Raw genomic sequence first — 17,881 nt, forward strand, 5'->3', positions numbered from 1 at the left:
CTTTTTAAGCAAAAAGAAACCCCGCCAGCTTACGCTAGCGGGGTTTTTTATTGTCGCAAAAATCATAGAACTACGACTTTATAGTAAATTCCATGTGGGCAAATTTACCAGTAAAAGGACTAAAGCTTAAGCTCCCATCACGGCAAGAAAGAACATAAGCCCGCAAAAAAAGCGGCTCCTCAGTTGCCACTGCAACGGAATAATCCTCATAGCTTGCGGCATAGCTACTAAAGTGGCCTCCCTCCCCTCCTTCTAATAAAACCCTTGGATAAAAACGAGAAATAAGATCGGAAAGGACACTGCCATTTGCTAATTTCAGACCTGATTCGAGCCTTGCCCAGTAGCCGTAAAACCTCTGCTCTAAATCGGAAAGTGGTAGTGATTTTAACTCGCCAGCTATGCTCGGATGAAAATACGCTTCTGCAAATTCAACAAACTTTCTTCGCCGATGCCGCTCCACATCAACGGCTACAGGCCCACACTTCGATACCGCCAACAAAACAACATCACCGCTATGAGAAATAGCGATATCAATATCCCATGGAGGCTCTAAAACGGGAGGGAGGTCTTTACGCCTGACGAGCCTCATTGCAATAGGCTCGGATATCCCAAACACACCAGAAAGAATTATTTTTAGATAAAACCGTGAAACCAAATACTGATAGCGCCTCTGCCCTTGCAGCAAGGACAAATCTTGCAGCTCAGCAGCCTGCAAAACCAAAGAGGCCAGCTTCTCAGCTGGCCTCTTTATCTGTTCCGTCAAGGGAATAAGAAATAAATCGCAAGCAGTCATCACTTCAACTTAACAATATCGCCTTTAAGAGCCACGCCAGCCATAATCGCCCCTGCATGGCACTCATATTCCTCTTTACTGCTACGCTCATTCTTCTTGTAATAGCTCACAATGTTCGTAACCGCATTAGCCCCTTCTTTTACTGCTCGGTCCTGCAAGGCGATCATAGCCGACAAAAAGACCCACTTGCATGCTTTTTCATCTGATTTACCAAAAGCATTTGTCTTTCGATTTGCTACTGCAGAAGTAATTAATTTTGCCCCCTTAGGGGTTGATGCAAAATGGAATGTAACTCCGGCATTCAACTTAGCCTTGGCATCGGCCGTATTCATCGCTTCGCTTATAGGGAGATAATGAGTGGTATCCCTTGCCCAACAAAAAGATGAAAACAAAGCCAATAATAAACTCGATATAGCAACAAGACGCCCCATGATTACCTCCAGTATAAATCACAAACTTGTATCAGTTCTCATTAGTTTACTTAAGCCAGGCATGAAGGTAAATATACCCCCAAGCCAAGAGAGGAAATCTTAGCAAACGCATGATACTATGGCACCCTATCAATAAGGCTAACGCTCACCCGAGAGTTAGCGTTGACGTAATAACTCCACAAACTGATGATTAAAATAACATTCAGCGTAAATGCATGGACCGCTCAAAGCCCAACCATTCAAGGTGTAGATGAATGGCGCGCGTGGAGCGAAGGCAAAAACAACCTTCGCGAAGAAACAACCGCAAGCCCAAAGAGCATCCCCCCAATGCTTCGGCGACGCCTCAACCCCTTAGGAAAACTCGCACTTAGTTGCTTCGAGTCACTTCCCGAGCACCAAGCCGATGCTGTGGTATTTTGTTCAGAGCACGGCGAGGTGGAAAGAACAGCCTCATTACTCAGTGCAATAGCCCGTCACGAAGACATGTCACCAACAAGCTTCAGCCTTTCTGTACACAATGCTATTGCCGGCATCTACTCCATCGCCAACAACTATGAAAAACCAATAAATGCCATCTGCGCAGGTCCAGACAGTATTTTTACAACACTCATCGAAGCATACAGCTTACTGAAAGATAATCACCAACAAGTAGCATGCCTAATATACGATGAACCTCTACCCAGCATGTACTTGCCCGCACATCAACTAGGACAACAAGCGCTGGCCATTGCACTCTTAATATCCCCCAGCTCCCGAAAAGCAGGTAGTAATGAATTTGAGCTTCAGGGTGAGCCGCTTAAAAATACGCCAGCACATACAGAACAAACAGCATATCCAGGGGAAGAGCTTATAAAATTTCTCCTAAACTCCGATGCGGAAATGCAGTACACCAGCAGCGGTCACCACTGGACATTAAAGCGCTCAAGTTAAAATGAACCAAATAAACTATTGCTGGCGACTAATAGCTACCGCCATAAGCTTTTTTTGCTTCGGCTTAGGCGGTCTTTTAATGCCACTAGCTGTCCTACCAGTAAAACTAATTACCAAGGATCCGCAAAAACTAGAAGTACGCATTAAGTGGATGATTCATAAATCATTTTATTTGTTTATGCACCTCATGAAAGGGCTAGGAGTGTGCACATTTGAAGTGGAAGGAGCACAGAAACTAGATCGCAAGGGGCTTTTAATTCTGGCAAACCACCCGACGCTTATCGATGTTGTTTTTCTAATTTCCCTGATCCCTAATGCTGACTGCGTTGTCAAGTCAAGCCTCCTAAAGAACCCTTTTACCCGGGGGCCCATCAGCGCAGGCCGCTATATTGCAAATGACCATGCCGAAGACACCATTTTGGCAGCCAAGCATTCGTTCTCTAGAGGAAACTCTCTGATAGTATTTCCAGAAGGCACCCGTACGCAACCAGGAAAACCTCTCAAGTTGCAGCGCGGAGCGGCCAATATAGCCATTCGCACAGCTAACAATATCACGCCCGTTATCATAAAATGCACCCCTTCAACTCTAACGAAGCAGGAGCGCTGGTACAATATCCCGCATCGCCGCTTCCACATAAGCATTAATGTTAGAGATGATATTCCTGTTACTTCCTATCTGGATCGCGCGCCCTCCGTAGCAGCGAGGGAACTAAGCAAAAGCCTTACAGATTACTTTGAAAAGGAGAGTAAGTGAGATGAGCAATCTCGAACTAGAAATCAAACAGCTCATAATAGACAGCCTAGACTTAGAAGACTTGAGTTGCGAGGACATCGACAGCGAAGAGCCATTATTCGTAGATGGACTGGGCCTGGATTCAATTGACGCACTTGAACTTGGGTTAGCAATTCAAAAAGAATACGGCGTAAAGCTAGACTCTGACTCAGAAGAAAATAGAAAACACTTCGCCAATGTAAAATCTCTTGCCGCCTTAGTTGCGCAGCATCGCTCTTAAGGAGAAGGTATGAGCAAGTACAGTGAAGAGCAGATTAGCCAAAAAGTAAGCGATGTCATTTGCGAGCTATTCGAGCTAGATGCCGATGAGGTCACCCCCCAAGCCAACCTTTACGAAGATCTAGACATTGACAGCATTGACGCTGTTGATCTTGTTGTGGAGCTAAAAAAGTGGAGCGGGAAAAAGATACAACCAGAAGACTTTAAAAGTGTTCGCACCGTTGAAGATGTTATTCAAGCGGTAATTGAGTTAATGAAAGAATAAGAGCTGACCATATTGAATAAGCTGCTGCTAGTTATTCTGAGTATTAGCTACCCGATCTTGGTATTTTACGGACTCCAAGAGTTCGGTATGCGCTCATTAATATTGTTAGTGTTGCTCATTGCGATTTTACACTCTTTTAATTTTTATCGCGGAGATAAAAAAAGCCTCATTTGGATTCTCGCCTGCCTTGCCATAGCAGCTTTTTCTTGGCTTAGCGGTAGCGATATTTGGCTCAAGTTTTACCCCGTTATTATTAATCTTGGAATGCTATCCTTATTTTCCTGGAGCTTACTCAACCCTCCTCCAATTATCGAGAGGCTTGCCAGGCTCACAGAACCTGAGCTGCCTGAACATGCGGTTCGCTATACTCGCGCGGTCACCATCGTGTGGGTGGCCTTTTTTGCTTTCAACTCCGTGATTGCAGGCGCTCTTGCTCTATTTGCAAGCGACGAGTTATGGGCCCTATATAATGGTGGGATAGCCTATTTAATTATTGGCTTGATATTCGCTGTTGAACGGCTCTATCGCAACTATTATCGATCAAAGCACGAAAGATGACTACAGCACTTAAGCTCGATAAAATTTTAGCAAGCTCCAGAGATGAGAATGAAATAGTAGCCTCGCACGGCTCTAAAAAGCTCCGCTGGAGTGAGTTTACTCAAAATTGTTCACGCTATATTCAACGCTTCAACAAACTTCCAAAAGGTGCTTGGGCCCTACACAATAGCGACGCCTACGAATTCGCATGCCAATTGATTGCCTTATGGCAACTTGGTAATACCGTTTATCTAGCAGCCGACACCCAGGCGGTCAGCCTGCAACGGCTTGAGAAAAAGGTTATCGGTTTTATTGGAGACTTTCCCAGACAGCATCGCACATCGACAGAAGAGCACAGACTCGGCGGAACACCTAATTCGTCGGACCATCAAGACATAGCGATGGTCATATTCACATCGGGCAGTAGCGGGGAGCCAAGCGAAGTCCCCATTCGCCTAGCACAGTTTGAAGCTGAGGCCGCCACTCTTGAATCTCAGTTTGGCCATCTTGTACAAGGGTGCAGCTTTGCCAGTACAGTAAGCCATCAGCATCTTTACGGGCTAACATTCTCTCTATTGTGGCCTTTGCTCTACAAAAGAGAATTTCCCTGCCAGCGAGTTCACTATCTTGATGAACTACCCACGGCTTTTGAACATCACAAAAAGACTGTTTTAATTAGTACTCCCAGCCATTTGAGCAGACTACCGCCTAATGTTGACAAGAATACCATTCACCATTCAAGTCAAGTTGTACTGTCTTCGACTGCAGCACTTACAGCCCAAGACAGCAAAGCTGCGAGAGAATACTTCCAGGCCGAGGTCATTGAGATATACGGCAGCTCAGAAACAGGGGCTATAGCATGGAGAAATCAAGCCGAGCAGCCATTATGGGCGGCACTTCCCGGAATAAAAATATCAAATAACAACAATAAATTTAAAATCAAAAGCCCTCATAGCTTTTCAGCCAACTGGCAGAACGTCAATGACGAAATCGAAATAGCCGACACAAACACATTTAGACTAATAGGAAGAAGAGATCGGATAGCCAAGGTAGAGGGAGTTAGAGTTTCCTTAAACGCCATTGAAACACGCATCTGCGAGTTAGACAGCATAATTAGAGCAAAGGTTATTAGCATTAACTCTACAGGGGGGCTTGGTGCAGTGATTGAAGTTAAACCTTCGGTCGTACTGAGCAGTCAGTCAAGAAGGGCCCTAACGGCTAAAATTAAACAACACCTACTCAAAGAATTTGTACTGCCAACCATCCCCAAAAAGTGGCGCTTTATGGAGCGCCTTCCCGAGGACATGCAAGGCAAAGTACGCATGAGCGACCTAGAATCGCTTTTTCCTCGAAAGGAATCAAAGCAATGAAGAAACTTTTTCCCGAGGTTTTGCGGAGCGAAACAGCCTCTGAAAGCATCAAGCTTCTACTAAACATATCTCCAGAGATTGAGTACTTTGACGGACATTTTCCAGAACAGGCAATACTTCCAGGGGTAACTCAAATATTCTGGGTCAATCACTTCGCGAGAATTCACCTAAGCGCGATAATACCAGCAGAAGAACACTTTTCTCATCTAGAGGCCGTAAAATTCCAACAAGTTATTCGCCCCGGCGAGAAAGTTCAATTACAGCTTGAGTATAAAAAAGACAAGCAAAAGCTCTACTTTAAATACTTTCGCGAAGAGCATCAGTTCTCATCCGGACGCCTTGTTTACGCACTGCCTTCACAGCTGGGAACAAACCATGTTTAAGCCCTGCGCGGTAATACCGGTTTACAACCATCCGGACACTATAAAAGATACTACCGAGCAGGTTTTGAAGCAGGGTCTGGACGTGATACTTATAGATGACGGGTCAGAACAAGCTTGTGCTATTGTTTTACAGAAAATTGCCCAGTCGCATACGGGAGTACAACTCGTTAGACTCAATCACAATCTCGGCAAGGGAGGTGCAGTAAAAGCAGGTTTGCTCGCTGCGTTTAAAAAAGGTTACAGCCACGCTTTGCAAATTGATGCGGATGGTCAACACAATCATTTAGACATACCGGTTTTCCTCAAGCAAGCTGAGAACATGCCAAATACGCTAATCTCTGGGCTACCTAAATACGACAAGTCCGTTCCAAAATTGCGCTTTTACGCACGCTACCTCACCCACGTTTGGATATGGATTAACACTCTTTCCCTAGACATTAAAGATTCAATGTGCGGCTTTAGGGTATACCCCTTAGCAAGATCAGCAGCCTTGCTAGAAAGCAAGAAAATGGGGGACCGCATGGATTTCGATCCTGAATTCATGGTGCGCTGGCACTGGGCTCACCCGGATGTTTTCCATATTGAAACCGAAGTCCAATATCCACAAGATGGAATCTCGCACTTCCGTGGCGTGGAGGATAACTGTTTAATCAGCGCAATGCATGCCAAGTTGTTTTTTGGCCTGCTTAGCCAACTACCAAGGCGAGCATTAAAACGCCTCAAAGGTGGCAACAGCAATGGATAAGCAGCATTGGTCAGAATTACGAGAAGCTGGCGCCTTAAGCGGTATACGCTTTATGTTTTTTGTCTACAAGCACCTGGGCCGGCTGCCATTTAAACTGGTTCTATATCCAGTTATTTTATATTTTTATGTCAGGCGAGCAGAAGCCCGCAACGCCTCGTACCAGTACCTAAAACTACTATCTGAATTTGGCAGTGATATCCAAGCAAGTAAACTACTAAGCTTTAGGCACTTCTTGGAATTTGGAGAAAGCCTGCTAGATAAGTTGGCTGTATGGCAAGGTGATATATCTTTAGAGGACATACTTTTCCATCCTAGGGAAGAGTTTTTAGACTATTGCGCAAAAGGCAAAGGGGGAGTTTTGATAGGCTCTCACTTAGGTAACTTGGAAATTTGTCGTGCACTGTCACTTCAGCAAAAAAACACTCGCATTAACGTCCTGATGCACACCTCTCACGCAGAAAACTTCAACAAGCTTCTCAAACAGTTAGGCAGCGAACAAATCAGTATCATCCAAGTTAACAGCATCAACCCTGCAACCGCCATGATGCTCAAAGAAAAAATCGAGCAAGGTGAGTTCATTGTACTAACTGGAGATCGAACTCCCCCTACCGGAGAAAAAAACAGCGCCCCGGTCAACTTTCTCGGCCAACAAGCAGATTTTCCAAACGGCCCATTTATTCTAGCTTCGCTACTAAAATGTCCTGTCTTTACAATATTTTGTTTTCGCAGTCGAACCCCCAATTACCGCTATGAAATATTCCTAGATAAATTCTCAGATCAACTCTTAATATCAAGAAAAGATCGGCATTCTAGTTTAGCACTGCACAGACAGCGTTTTGCTGATATTGTGGCCAGCTTTTGCTATAAATTTCCACTGCAATGGTATAACTTCTATTCTCTTTGGCAAACCGATGGAAATAACACGAACTCCAATACTAGCGAGGAGGATTAGCTATGGAAAAGCCAAATAGCCTCAGCATAGAGACCACATTAGAGATACCTTTTCATGATGTTGATCTCATGGGTGTAAGCTGGCACGGGCATTACGTAAAATACCTAGAAATAGCGCGCTGCAAGCTACTCGATTCTATCGACTACAACTATATGCAAATGCAGGAATCAGGTTATGCCTGGCCAGTGATAGACATGAGACTACGCTATGCTAAGCCAGCAAAATTCCAGCAAAAAGTAAAGATTATAGCCACCATTATAGAGTGGGAGCATCGCCTAAAAATTAGTTATCTTATACGAGACCTTGTCAGCGAAGAGAGGATTACCAAGGCATACACGGTTCAAGTCGCGGTTGACATCAGCAACGGAGAAATGCTTTTCGCATCGCCACCAGCACTTATTGATAGGGTAGAAGCTAATTTATGACTAGCCCCCAAACCATCTTAGTTTTGCTTGGCTTAATACTGTCAAGCATCAGTAATTATGCTCTTGGCTTAGACCCAAAGATTCAGCAGCAGCTTTCCCAAATAGAGTTTGCAAACAAGGGGAATTTCAAACAAGAAAACAAGCTGCAAGGAATACCTTTCCCTATTAAATCTAGCGGTCATTATGAGTTTTCATCAGGAACTTTAACTTGGCAAAATAGAAAACCCATTAAAAGCTCCTTAGTACTTACCGCTGACACCATAGAACAATATGTTGCAGGCGAAAAACGACTCTCCGTCAGTGCTGATGAGCAGCCCATTTTGCGCACTATTAATCAACTGTTCCTCACCCTCTTTGATCGAGACTGGAGCAAACTCTCTGAAAGCTTTAAGCTAAAACTCACAAACACCGAAGAGCAGTGGCAGCTGAAACTAACCCCTAAACAAGAAACCATAGGTGTCGCCATTGAATCTGCCTCGGTATATGGCGATATAAAGATAAGACGTTTCGAGTTCACAAAAAGCAACAAAGATCAGACAATGATTTGGTTTACCGATGAAGACAAGTAATGCTCAAAAGCTACTTTTGGCATTCTGGTTACTCATCATCAGCGCCAGCATTGGCATAATAGCCACCACCTTAACTAAAGAGAGTCGCTTTGAAAGTAACATTCTGAAGCTGCTACCTTACAACAACACAAGCCCTACAATTCAAGCGGCTGAGACAAAGCTAAACAACCTTTTTTCAAGACGAGCCGCACTCATAATCCCAGAAACCCAAGAAAAAGATACTGCAATTGAAAGCGTAAAGCTGATTAAAAGAAAGCTTAATGAAAGCGGACTCTTTTCAAGCATCATAACAGGCCCAAGTCGCGAATCAATACAGGCTAGTACCAAGTTCTACAATGCGTACCGCTATAGTTTGTTAAGCCCAGCAGATAAACAGGCCCTCAAGTCGGATCATAAAGCGTTTATAGATGAAGCCATTATCCAAAGAAATAGTTTGTTTAGCCTTTCCCAAAGCACAAATATTCTAGAAGACCCAGGCCTCACGTATCAAAATTGGCTTTCTCAGCTAACGAACGGTTCCCAGCTAAAGCTGGATAAAAATGGCTTTTTCGCCCAATCAGAACAAGACATATATAGAGTTGTTTTTTTGCAACTAACTGGCTCTCCATTTGAGCAAGACTACCAATCAAAAGTTATTACAGCCATTCAAAACGCAAAACACACTGCCCAATTGAGAAACCCTAAACTTGAGGTTTTTCAATCAGGGCTGCTGTTCCACGCACAACACGCCAGCAGTCAAGCCAAGAAAGAGATTAGCACCATAGGCCTTGGGTCAACGATAGGTGCCGTTATTTTATTGCTATTCGCCTTCCGGTCGGCAAAGCCAATCCTATTAAGCCTTAGCGCAATAGCGTTCGGCTTTTTAGGTGCTTTAGCTATCTGCCTGATAGTTTTCCACAAAATTCATTTAATAACCTTGGCTTTCGGTGCGAGCTTAATTGGCGTATCGATAGATTATTCGTTTCACTTTTTTAGCAGCCAACAACGCAATCCAAATAAAATTCTAAAACGAATAGGGCCCGCTCTTGCACTGGCACTGACCTCCTCAGCGATGGCCTACCTTTCGCTAACACTTACACCATTCCCAGGTCTTAAACAGATGGGATTATTCTCCGCCGCAGGCCTATCAATATCCTGTTTAACTGTGCTAGCAATATTTCCACTTTTCCCGCCGGTGCCCCAGAGAACAACACCTAGCATTTTCAATCTCATTCAGAATACCAAAAGACCTAATGCCTATCTTACACTCTTGGTATCCACACTCCTGGCTGCACTCATTGGATGCATCAAGCCCTGGAACTTTCAAGATGATGTGCGATTACTTAATAGCTCCCCTGAAAAGCTCATCAAAGATGAAAAACTCAGCCAAGCTTTGATTGGCGGCATGGACAGTAGCAGGTACCTACTCTTCAAGGGGGGCGATTGGGAGTCAATCCTGCAAAAACAAGAAGAACTCCAGCAAGACTTCATTCAAATGACTGCCAATAAGAAACTGGGTGGCATTCAATTACTAAGCCAGTATATACCCTCCATACAAAAACAAAGAGAATCCCAAAAAGCTCTGGCCGAGTATGTATATAACAAAGAATCGCTGAACTATTACTTTGAAAGGTTAGGCCTCCCAGAAAGCGCTGCCGCACATAGCCTTGAACTATATAAGGGGTCAGCGGCCAATCAACTCAGCTGGTCGGCTTGGTCAAGCTCGCCCATAGCAGAGCTGGCCAGCCATCTCTGGGTAGAAACTTCGAGCAACGAGAAAGCCGCCATAGCAGCGCTCAAGCCGCCTATTGACCCTCTCTCTCTCTCTGCACTGAATTCAGATCAGGTGCAGTATATTGACAAGGTGTCAAATATCTCACTCATAATGAAGCAATATCGACTCGAAATCCTTTTACTTTTAGCGCTAAGCTACGGGGTTGTATTACTTATCTTATCCATCCGGTTTAAACAACATGCGCTGTTTATAATTTTGGTCCCATTGATGTCAACACTTTGCGCCTTCTCATTAATGTCACTAATGGGTATATCCCTTAATATCTTTAGTGTTCTAGCAAGCCTGCTGGTATTAGGGATAGGCCTAGACATGGGAATAGTACTTAGAGAAGAGTCGTACAGCAGGCACGCTTGGCAAACAATTAGCCTATCCGCATGCACAACGTTATTAGCATTTGGGCTTCTTAGCTTGAGCGAAACTCCGGTGCTCTATCACTTTGGGCTAACCATTTTACTCGGCATAACTTTTAACTGGTTTTTCAGCTGGTCCTTGTCGGCTAAGCAGCACAGCAGAGAATACACGTCATGAAAAATATAGACCGCCTGGAAGCGGATGTGATTATTATAGGTGCAGGCCCTTCAGGAGCAATTGCGGCAGCACAACTTTGCAATAAAGGGCACAATGTCATCGTACTTGAAAAACAGCATTTCCCTCGATTCTCTATTGGTGAAAGCCTTCTACCACAATGCATGTCTTTTATTGAGTCCAGCGGAATGCTAACGGCGGTCGAAGATGCTGGGTTCCAGTTTAAGAACGGCGCCGCTTTTCGCCTTGGGGATCAATACACTGAGTTTGATTTTACTGAGAAATTTTCGCCTGGCTGGGGCACCACATTTCAAGTTCCGCGAGGAGAATTCGACCACATTCTAGCTCAACAAGCAGAGCAAGCCGGTGCTAAAGTTTATTACGGCCATGAAATCACAGCGGTAAGCACTGGAGCTAACCCATTCTTAACCGTACAGACTGAAGGCGGCGAGAGATATACCGCAGCTGCAAAGTTTATCTTAGATGCCAGCGGTTTTGGGCGAGTGATCCCACGCCTTTTAGATTTAGAAAGCCCATCTAACTTTCCTGTACGCAAGGCAATTTTTACCCACATAGAAGATAACATTCAACGTGGGCTTGAACGCAACAAAATCCTAATCACCGTACACCCAAAGTACAAGGATGTTTGGTACTGGTTAATTCCTTTTTCTAATGGTCGTTGCTCAATAGGAGTTGTAGCCACCCCTGAATTTCTCGACCCTCTACCTGGCACATGCTCTGAAAAACTACAGCAGTTATGCAATGAAGACCCAGCCTTAAAGGAGCTCCTACAATCCAGCAGTTGGGATACAAGAGTCCAAGAAATTTGCGGTTATTCCTGCGACGTAAAATCACTTTGGGGGGAGGGTTTCGCCTTGCTTGGCAATGCTGGCGAGTTCCTAGATCCGGTTTTTTCCTCTGGCGTTACTATAGCAATGAAATCGGCGAGCTTAGCCGTTCCAATCTTAGATAGACAGCTGCACGGAGAAACTGTTTGCTGGGAAAGTGAATACTCAGAGCCCCTAAAGCAAGGGGTAAATACTTTTAGAACTTTTGTCGAAGCTTGGTACGACGGTCGTTTTCAAGATGTTATTTTCTCCAAAAACCAGTCTAAGCCGATTCGAGACATGATAAGTTCGATACTTGCCGGCTACGCCTGGGACCTAAAGAATCCTTATGTAAAAGACAGCGAGAGACGATTAAATGTTTTGGTGGAAACTTGTAGGCAAGCTATTTAGTCTTGTCACTACCCTAAGCCTAATAGCTTGTACGCACACCTCTTTGCTGCAAACAGCTCAACTCCCACTTTTGCCGGCCGATAGTTGGAATGCTAAATTCCAACTGAATCAGTCTATAACTATTAGCGGGAAAGATGGTGCCCTACTGCTCGCATTAGTTAAGAAAGAGGACAGTCTGGAAGTCACAATCCTCAATAATTTAGGCCAACGACTCGTTCAGTTAAGTCATACCGGCCTGGGTGTTCGATTGACAAAGCACTGGCCAGATATCACGCTCCCAGCTGATGCCATTACTAGGCAGCTACAAGCCTCACTTTGGCCTATTGACATTTTAACCCAATTCTACAGTGAAGGATGGTCAGTAAAGGAGTCAAAATGCCAAAGAGATATCTCCTATCGCCAAGATTTGATTCTTACGGTAAATTATTGCGCTTATGCAGAAGGTAGCACATCACAAAGGCTGCTTGGTGCGAGAATTGAAGACCATAAAAGTGGCCTTTCAATTGATATTGAAACTCACGAGCTAACACCGTTATGAATAAGCAGACAGGCTACCTTTCAAAACCAGGTATGGTTTGTGCGCTTGGAGCAAATAGAGAAGAGATTTCTAAGCAGCTATTTTCTGACAGCCCCAAAGGATTGAAAGCTGAACACAAGCTTCATGGAACAGACGACGCTCCCTCTGGCAAGGTGCGCACAGAATTGCCTAGTACTGAACACTTACCTGCCCCTCACCGCACTAGGAATAACCGGCTGCTACTAAGTGCCGCCCTTCAAATTCAACACGACTTGAATCAAGCCATCAATCGTTATGGAAAATCTAGAATCGCGGTAATTGTAGGCACAAGTACATCCGGAATTGCCGAAGCTGAGGAAGCTATTTCTCAAAAATTCAAAAACGGAAAGTGGCCTAACTCGTTCGACTATAAACAACAAGAAATAGGCGCGCCCGCTCAATTTCTTGCTGACCATTTCGAGCTCGGTGGCCCGAGCTATACTATCTCTACGGCCTGCTCATCTGGAGCAAAGGCACTGGCAAGTGCTAGGCGGCTCCTCAATGCTAATGTGTGCGATGCCGTAATCTGTGGAGGTGCCGACAGTCTTTGCGAGCTAACACAGCAAGGCTTTGCATCTTTAGGTGCTGTAAGCGGTGAAATCTGCCAACCCTTCAGCCAAAACCGCAATGGCATCAATATTGGCGAAGGGGCTTGTTTGTTTTTAATGAGCCGAGAACCTAGCTTGATTGCTTTAGCTGGAGTTGGGGAAAGTTCTGATGCTCATCACATTTCCGCTCCTCAGCCAGAGGGCACAGGAGCCGAAGCCGCTATGCGAAAAGCGTTACAGGACGCAGGAAAGAACGCCGCTGATATTGATTACCTAAATCTCCACGGTACTGGGACAGAACAAAATGATAAGATGGAGAGCTTAGCAACCGCCCGAGTCATTGGCGACCAGTGTCCATGCAGTTCAACCAAAGCTCTGACTGGACACACTCTGGGGGCAGCAGGTGCGCTAGAAGCCGGCTTCTGCTACTTAAGTCTTGAACATAATATGCTTCCAGCCCAACTAGGCGACCACCAGTGGGACCCCAACTTGCCTTCACTAAATTGGCTAAAAGCAGTAAAGAAAGGCAGCAAGGTCGATAACGTGATGAGCAACTCTTTTGCTTTTGGTGGAAACAACATCAGCCTGGTTTTATCAAAATCCTTAGGCTAAACAAACATAGATAAACATGTATACGATAGAACAACTAATAAGTCATAGGGGCATAATGAGCCTTCTTGACGAGGTAACTTACTCTCAAGACAAGCAGCTGAGAGCTAGGGCTACAGTAAAAGCAGACAACCCTTTTTTAGTTGACGGCCATTTACCTATTTGGGTAGGCATAGAATACATGGCACAAGCTGTTGCCGCCTACGCGGGCTTAGATGCACTAAAAAAAGGCGAAGAAGTGAAGCTAGGTTTTTTAGTAGGCACCCGCAAATACAAAAGCCAGGGAACCAAACTTGCTATTGGCAGTAAAATCAAGATCAGCATTGAAGAGTCCCTGTGGGGTGAAAATGGCCTGGGAGCCTTCCAGTGCGAACTCCAAGGGGAAGACCCTAGCGGCCACCGCTGCACCGCACAAGCCAGCTTAAATGTGTACCAACCAAACAGCATAGAAGACATTATAAAGGGGGGAATGTGAGTAACACAGTTCTCATAACGGGATCTAGCCGCGGCATTGGTAGGGCCGTAGCCTTGATGGCCGCGCAACATGGATTTGATATCGTTCTTCATTGTCGACGTAACGTTACCGCAGCAAATGAAGTCGCCGAAGAAATTATTAAAATTGGACGAGATGTCCGTGTACTGAGTTTTGATATTGCAAATCGTGAGGAATGCCGAGAGTTACTTGAGCGAGATGTTGAAACTCATGGCGCATACTATGGCGTAGTCTGCAATGCAGGCATCGCCAAAGATAATGCCTTCCCAGCCATGCCTGAGAATGAGTGGGATGAGGTAATTCACACCAATCTCGACTCATTTTACAACGTATTGAACCCACTAATTATGCCGATGGTTCGGCGACGAAAAGCAGGACGAATAGTAACTCTTTCTTCTGTATCTGGCATATCTGGTAATCGCGGCCAAGTTAATTACAGCGCATCAAAAGCTGGAATCATTGGCGCAACCAAGGCTCTAGCAATTGAACTTGCTAAACGCAAAATCACAGTGAACTGCGTAGCCCCGGGTCTCATCGAAACCGACATGGTTGAAGAGGCGCCACTAACAGAAGCGTTAAAACTCATTCCTGCCCAACGTGTTGGACAACCTGAAGAAGTAGCAGCTGCAGTTTGCTTTTTATTATCAGAAAGTGCTTCTTACATTACCCGACAAGTAATCTCGGTGAATGGAGGCATGGTCTGATGAGGCGCGTAGTAGTCACAGGCATGGCCGGAATTAGCCCAATAGGGAACGATTGGGGCACCATTGCAAGCAATCTAAAATCCGGCAGCACCGGCATTCAAGTTATGGAGGACTGGGGAAAATATAACGGTCTCGAAACTCGCCTCGGAGGCCCCTGCGATTTTAACAGGCCCAAACACTATAGCCGCAAGGACGTTCGCAGTATGGGGCGTGTAGCTATTATGGCCACACGAGCCACTGAACTGGCCTTGGAAAACGCACAACTTCTTAATCACCCCCATATTTCTGACGGTAGCACAGGTATCGCTTATGGCTCCTCTGCTGGCACACCGAGTGCTATGGGGGATTTTGGAAACATGCTTTTAAACCATAGTACAGATGGCTTAAATGCAACGAGCTATATCAAAATGATGGCTCACACCGCAGCCGTTAACATTGGTGTGTTTTTCGGCGTGAAAGGACGGGTCATAACCACATCGAGCGCCTGCACATCAGGAAGCCAAGGCATTGGATATGCCTACGAAAGCATTAAATACGGGCAGCAAGATATTATGATAGCAGGAGGCGCAGAAGAACTTTGCGCAACTGAAGCGGCGGTATTCGACACGCTTTATGCTACTAGCACCAAAAATGACTCTCCAACACGGACACCCTCACCCTTCGATGCGAATCGTGATGGGTTGGTTATTGGTGAAGGTGCTTGCACCCTTATCCTGGAAGAATACGAGCACGCAAAAGACCGAGGCGCGAAAATATTCGCCGAAGTTGTTGGCTTCGGAACCAATTCTGATGGAAATCATGTGACACAACCATCACCTGAAACGATGGCAAATGCAATGCAAAGAGCCCTTCAAGATGGACACCTATCCACAGAAGAGATTAGCTATATTAGTGCACACGGCACGGCCACTGACCGCGGCGATATTGCTGAAAGCCATGCTACCGCTCAAATATTTGGCTCAAAAACAGCTATTAGCGCCTTTAAAAGCTTTACCGGTCACACCCTAGGGGCCTGTGGAGCGCTTGAAGCCTGGGTATCCATAAACATGATGAACGAAGGCTGGGTACACCCAACTGCCAATCTCCACAATATCGACCCCGAATGCGCACAGCTAGACTATATAACCGGCTCTATTCGCGAACTAGACTGCAATTATGTAATGAGCAACAACTTCGCTTTCGGAGGTATTAACACCTCTTTGATCTTCAAACGATATATCTAGCAAATATTCCGTACAAAACTTACATTAAGTTTTGTACGGCCATTGATTCTCGGGGTTAAAAAACAACTTCAACTGTTTCGCCATCAGACACTCTACACTCGCCAATACCACCATCCTCTATCCCCCATCGAGCAGAGGCAAACTGAAACTGGCATTTCATATTCCGACCACGATCACCTAACAATAGAGCTTTAGCAGAAGACGAACGTTGAGTTGAATCACCCAAAACCCACACATCATCACGCGACGACTCACCGATACGGATTTCATCGCCCTCACTAACTTCCGATGCTTGAATAAACTTGCCTTCGAATCTCTCACCACTAGGCATTGTTAAAGATAACTTACCATCACTATCCATGAAGCCTTGCTGATACTCCATGCGCACAACTTCACCGCCACTCACACCCTCGATAACACCAGTAGATTCACAGGCACTTAAACCCAAAACTGCAATGGAAAGTAGAACAGAATTGTTAAAAAAATTAGATTTGAACATTATTTTTCCTCCGAATAAAAACTGTATTCTGGAGGCGCGCCTTAAACTTTCACTTAACTCAATGTTAACGCTTTATTAACAGCCCAAATAAATACCAAGGTGGTGCTCCGTAACATATAGAAACTGCAGGCACAAAAAAGCCGGCACTTTGCCGGCTTTTTTGTGCAAGTTGACTATTACTGACCAACTTTCAGCTTGCCACCTTTACCCAAGCCACCTTTAACTGTTTGGGCCTTGTAGTTGCGTAAAGCTTTAACCATATTGTTGTAAGAATCCGCAAAAGACGCAGCGATGATCTTGCCCTCTGGAGTATTGGTAAAACCACCAGCACCACCTACAGCACCAGCAAAGAATCCTCCAAACAGGTTAAAGTCGTAGTTTTTGGCGTTGCCGACCGCTGCTGAGATTTGCACACCTGAGCGATTATCAATTAGCAATAGAGTCGTTGACGCCTCATTCTTTTTAAGGCCGCCAGCGATTACACCGACAGTTGAACCTAAAACCCCACCCAGTAGGCCGCCTACGCCACCAGTACCTTTCGCCGAAAACTGGATTGAAGGGTTCATAGTGTAATCAGCAGCAACCATTTGACCTTTACCAAAGTTACTACCTGAACGCATTTCGCCGGAATTCATCAGCTCGCGCTCGGTATTCATGGCCTGCATAGCTCGTCCCCGCTCAACAACTACAAAGCAGTTTGACTGCTGAATCATGGTGCGAATAACAGGAATAGTACTACCCAACTGAGGATAGCGTGAGGCATAAACATTCCACCAAGGAAGTGTGCGGTCCTCAAATACCGACATCGTGCCAAGCGGCTCAGAGCAACTTTCTAGTGCGGTATTTTTATTTTCCGTGTTTGCACCACCGGCCGCACCAGAGACTGTGTTGCCGCCGGCATTACCCATCGTTGGCATCGTTCCATTACATGCGGCCAAGCTTAGCGCCGCCGCACTCATTGCAACTGTCAGTAATTTTTTCATAATTCCTGTTTATACCCCATATTAGAATGTTCTGGTGAAAGTGAGTCTAATTTAGCTTTCATTAAAAAACCATACAAAATAGCTACTTTTAGTGATAAGTAGCCTGTTATTACGTTAAATTTAACGAATTAAAAATAGCTTATTCCTGAGTCACTTCAATAACATTAAGTTACGAGCATAAAAAACCGGGGCAAGCCCCGGTTTTTAGATTTTGAAAATCGAGTTAACGATTAGTCAAGAATCTTAGATACAACACCAGCACCAACGGTACGGCCACCTTCACGAATCGCGAAGCGTAGACCTTCGTCCATGGCGAT

At 45.1% G+C, this 17,881-nt stretch carries 23 protein-coding genes; 18 read left to right on the forward strand and 5 right to left on the reverse strand.

The window, feature by feature from the left end; all coding sequences use genetic code 11:
* Nucleotides 1–70: 70 nt before the first annotated feature.
* Together Q1A08_RS20540 and Q1A08_RS20545 are read right to left on the reverse strand one after the other, a co-directional pair.
* Nucleotides 71–793, reverse strand: a complete 723-nt coding sequence (locus tag Q1A08_RS20540) for a 4'-phosphopantetheinyl transferase superfamily protein (protein ID WP_299776273.1) — start codon at nt 791–793, stop codon at nt 71–73.
* A complete protein-coding gene (locus Q1A08_RS20545) occupies nt 793–1,224 on the reverse strand; it encodes an excinuclease ATPase subunit (RefSeq protein WP_299776274.1) in 432 nt (143 codons plus the stop codon). The genes Q1A08_RS20540 and Q1A08_RS20545 overlap by 1 nt, the downstream gene beginning before the upstream one ends.
* Nucleotides 1,225–1,410: 186 nt before the next feature.
* Here Q1A08_RS20545 and Q1A08_RS20550 point away from each other — a divergent pair, with 186 nt between their 5' ends.
* The 18 genes from Q1A08_RS20550 (at nt 1,411) to Q1A08_RS20635 (ending at nt 16,082) form a co-directional block, all read left to right on the forward strand.
* On the forward strand, nt 1,411–2,154 hold the full coding sequence (locus tag Q1A08_RS20550) for a beta-ketoacyl synthase chain length factor (protein WP_299776275.1): 744 nt from the start codon (nt 1,411–1,413) through the stop codon (nt 2,152–2,154).
* A 79-nt stretch (nt 2,155–2,233) separates the two neighbouring features.
* A complete protein-coding gene (locus tag Q1A08_RS20555; protein ID WP_299776276.1) occupies nt 2,234–2,908 on the forward strand; it encodes a lysophospholipid acyltransferase family protein in 675 nt (224 codons plus the stop codon).
* 1 nt (nt 2,909) lies between these two features.
* Nucleotides 2,910–3,167, forward strand: coding sequence for a phosphopantetheine-binding protein (locus Q1A08_RS20560; RefSeq protein ID WP_299776277.1), 258 nt, complete (start codon nt 2,910–2,912; stop codon nt 3,165–3,167).
* 9 nt (nt 3,168–3,176) lie between these two features.
* Entirely contained in the window at nt 3,177–3,431 is a 255-nt protein-coding gene (locus Q1A08_RS20565) for an acyl carrier protein (RefSeq protein ID WP_299776278.1), read from the forward strand.
* 87 nt (nt 3,432–3,518) lie between these two features.
* Complete coding sequence (locus Q1A08_RS20570; protein ID WP_299776279.1) at nt 3,519–3,989, forward strand: hypothetical protein; 471 nt, start codon at nt 3,519–3,521, stop codon at nt 3,987–3,989.
* Nucleotides 3,986–5,338 carry a class I adenylate-forming enzyme family protein gene (locus tag Q1A08_RS20575; protein ID WP_299776280.1) on the forward strand — a complete coding sequence of 451 codons (1,353 nt, stop codon included), beginning with the start codon at nt 3,986–3,988 and terminating at the stop codon, nt 5,336–5,338. Before Q1A08_RS20570 ends, Q1A08_RS20575 begins: the two co-directional genes overlap by 4 nt.
* Complete coding sequence (locus Q1A08_RS20580; RefSeq protein ID WP_299776281.1) at nt 5,335–5,721, forward strand: hypothetical protein; 387 nt, start codon at nt 5,335–5,337, stop codon at nt 5,719–5,721. Before Q1A08_RS20575 ends, Q1A08_RS20580 begins: the two co-directional genes overlap by 4 nt.
* Nucleotides 5,714–6,466 (forward strand): glycosyltransferase, encoded by a 753-nt coding sequence (locus tag Q1A08_RS20585; RefSeq protein ID WP_299776282.1) that lies wholly within the window; start codon nt 5,714–5,716, stop codon nt 6,464–6,466. Before Q1A08_RS20580 ends, Q1A08_RS20585 begins: the two co-directional genes overlap by 8 nt.
* A gap of 232 nt (nt 6,467–6,698) precedes the next feature.
* Nucleotides 6,699–7,418 (forward strand): hypothetical protein, encoded by a 720-nt coding sequence (locus tag Q1A08_RS20590; RefSeq protein ID WP_299776283.1) that lies wholly within the window; start codon nt 6,699–6,701, stop codon nt 7,416–7,418.
* 2 nt (nt 7,419–7,420) lie between these two features.
* A complete protein-coding gene (locus Q1A08_RS20595) occupies nt 7,421–7,843 on the forward strand; it encodes a thioesterase family protein (protein ID WP_299776284.1) in 423 nt (140 codons plus the stop codon).
* Entirely contained in the window at nt 7,840–8,412 is a 573-nt protein-coding gene (locus Q1A08_RS20600) for an outer-membrane lipoprotein carrier protein LolA (protein WP_299776285.1), read from the forward strand. Before Q1A08_RS20595 ends, Q1A08_RS20600 begins: the two co-directional genes overlap by 4 nt.
* Entirely contained in the window at nt 8,399–10,714 is a 2,316-nt protein-coding gene (locus Q1A08_RS20605) for an MMPL family transporter (RefSeq protein WP_299776286.1), read from the forward strand. Before Q1A08_RS20600 ends, Q1A08_RS20605 begins: the two co-directional genes overlap by 14 nt.
* Complete coding sequence (locus tag Q1A08_RS20610) at nt 10,711–11,949, forward strand: NAD(P)/FAD-dependent oxidoreductase (protein ID WP_299776287.1); 1,239 nt, start codon at nt 10,711–10,713, stop codon at nt 11,947–11,949. The genes Q1A08_RS20605 and Q1A08_RS20610 overlap by 4 nt, the downstream gene beginning before the upstream one ends.
* Complete coding sequence (locus Q1A08_RS20615) at nt 11,915–12,487, forward strand: DUF3261 domain-containing protein (RefSeq protein ID WP_299776288.1); 573 nt, start codon at nt 11,915–11,917, stop codon at nt 12,485–12,487. The genes Q1A08_RS20610 and Q1A08_RS20615 overlap by 35 nt, the downstream gene beginning before the upstream one ends.
* Nucleotides 12,484–13,665 carry a beta-ketoacyl-[acyl-carrier-protein] synthase family protein gene (locus Q1A08_RS20620; RefSeq protein ID WP_299776289.1) on the forward strand — a complete coding sequence of 394 codons (1,182 nt, stop codon included), beginning with the start codon at nt 12,484–12,486 and terminating at the stop codon, nt 13,663–13,665. Before Q1A08_RS20615 ends, Q1A08_RS20620 begins: the two co-directional genes overlap by 4 nt.
* A gap of 55 nt (nt 13,666–13,720) precedes the next feature.
* Nucleotides 13,721–14,137, forward strand: coding sequence for a hypothetical protein (locus Q1A08_RS20625; protein WP_299776290.1), 417 nt, complete (start codon nt 13,721–13,723; stop codon nt 14,135–14,137).
* Entirely contained in the window at nt 14,134–14,859 is a 726-nt protein-coding gene (locus Q1A08_RS20630) for a 3-ketoacyl-ACP reductase FabG2 (protein WP_299776291.1), read from the forward strand. The genes Q1A08_RS20625 and Q1A08_RS20630 overlap by 4 nt, the downstream gene beginning before the upstream one ends.
* Entirely contained in the window at nt 14,859–16,082 is a 1,224-nt protein-coding gene (locus Q1A08_RS20635; protein WP_363323555.1) for a beta-ketoacyl-ACP synthase, read from the forward strand. The genes Q1A08_RS20630 and Q1A08_RS20635 overlap by 1 nt, the downstream gene beginning before the upstream one ends.
* A 55-nt stretch (nt 16,083–16,137) precedes the next feature.
* Here Q1A08_RS20635 and Q1A08_RS20640 read toward each other — a convergent pair whose 3' ends face one another.
* The 3 genes from Q1A08_RS20640 to Q1A08_RS20650 form a co-directional block, all read right to left on the reverse strand.
* Entirely contained in the window at nt 16,138–16,581 is a 444-nt protein-coding gene (locus Q1A08_RS20640) for a hypothetical protein (protein ID WP_299776292.1), read from the reverse strand.
* Nucleotides 16,582–16,757: 176 nt separating this feature from the next.
* On the reverse strand, nt 16,758–17,564 hold the full coding sequence (locus tag Q1A08_RS20645) for a CsgG/HfaB family protein (protein WP_299776293.1): 807 nt from the start codon (nt 17,562–17,564) through the stop codon (nt 16,758–16,760).
* A gap of 230 nt (nt 17,565–17,794) precedes the next feature.
* Nucleotides 17,795–17,881, reverse strand: an 87-nt coding sequence (locus tag Q1A08_RS20650) for a hypothetical protein (protein WP_299776295.1), incomplete at its 5' end; no start/stop codon positions are given.

Source organism: uncultured Pseudoteredinibacter sp. (assembly GCF_947500695.1).
Taxonomy (GTDB): domain Bacteria; phylum Pseudomonadota; class Gammaproteobacteria; order Pseudomonadales; family Cellvibrionaceae; genus Pseudoteredinibacter.

Coding starts and splice junctions, on each gene's coding strand:
- Q1A08_RS20575 (WP_299776280.1), top strand. CDS start 3,986: ATGACTACAGCACTTAAGCTCGATAAAATTTTAGCAAGCTCCAGAGAT.
- Q1A08_RS20615 (WP_299776288.1), top strand. CDS start 11,915: ATGTTTTGGTGGAAACTTGTAGGCAAGCTATTTAGTCTTGTCACTACC.
- Q1A08_RS20580 (WP_299776281.1), top strand. CDS start 5,335: ATGAAGAAACTTTTTCCCGAGGTTTTGCGGAGCGAAACAGCCTCTGAA.
- Q1A08_RS20595 (WP_299776284.1), top strand. CDS start 7,421: ATGGAAAAGCCAAATAGCCTCAGCATAGAGACCACATTAGAGATACCT.
- Q1A08_RS20545 (WP_299776274.1), bottom strand. CDS start 1,224: ATGGGGCGTCTTGTTGCTATATCGAGTTTATTATTGGCTTTGTTTTCA.
- Q1A08_RS20570 (WP_299776279.1), top strand. CDS start 3,519: ATGCGCTCATTAATATTGTTAGTGTTGCTCATTGCGATTTTACACTCT.
- Q1A08_RS20635 (WP_363323555.1), top strand. CDS start 14,859: ATGAGGCGCGTAGTAGTCACAGGCATGGCCGGAATTAGCCCAATAGGG.
- Q1A08_RS20645 (WP_299776293.1), bottom strand. CDS start 17,564: ATGAAAAAATTACTGACAGTTGCAATGAGTGCGGCGGCGCTAAGCTTG.
- Q1A08_RS20540 (WP_299776273.1), bottom strand. CDS start 793: ATGACTGCTTGCGATTTATTTCTTATTCCCTTGACGGAACAGATAAAG.
- Q1A08_RS20600 (WP_299776285.1), top strand. CDS start 7,840: ATGACTAGCCCCCAAACCATCTTAGTTTTGCTTGGCTTAATACTGTCA.
- Q1A08_RS20585 (WP_299776282.1), top strand. CDS start 5,714: ATGTTTAAGCCCTGCGCGGTAATACCGGTTTACAACCATCCGGACACT.
- Q1A08_RS20565 (WP_299776278.1), top strand. CDS start 3,177: ATGAGCAAGTACAGTGAAGAGCAGATTAGCCAAAAAGTAAGCGATGTC.
- Q1A08_RS20560 (WP_299776277.1), top strand. CDS start 2,910: ATGAGCAATCTCGAACTAGAAATCAAACAGCTCATAATAGACAGCCTA.
- Q1A08_RS20555 (WP_299776276.1), top strand. CDS start 2,234: ATGCCACTAGCTGTCCTACCAGTAAAACTAATTACCAAGGATCCGCAA.
- Q1A08_RS20610 (WP_299776287.1), top strand. CDS start 10,711: ATGAAAAATATAGACCGCCTGGAAGCGGATGTGATTATTATAGGTGCA.
- Q1A08_RS20620 (WP_299776289.1), top strand. CDS start 12,484: ATGAATAAGCAGACAGGCTACCTTTCAAAACCAGGTATGGTTTGTGCG.
- Q1A08_RS20605 (WP_299776286.1), top strand. CDS start 8,399: ATGAAGACAAGTAATGCTCAAAAGCTACTTTTGGCATTCTGGTTACTC.
- Q1A08_RS20640 (WP_299776292.1), bottom strand. CDS start 16,581: ATGTTCAAATCTAATTTTTTTAACAATTCTGTTCTACTTTCCATTGCA.
- Q1A08_RS20625 (WP_299776290.1), top strand. CDS start 13,721: ATGAGCCTTCTTGACGAGGTAACTTACTCTCAAGACAAGCAGCTGAGA.
- Q1A08_RS20550 (WP_299776275.1), top strand. CDS start 1,411: ATGATTAAAATAACATTCAGCGTAAATGCATGGACCGCTCAAAGCCCA.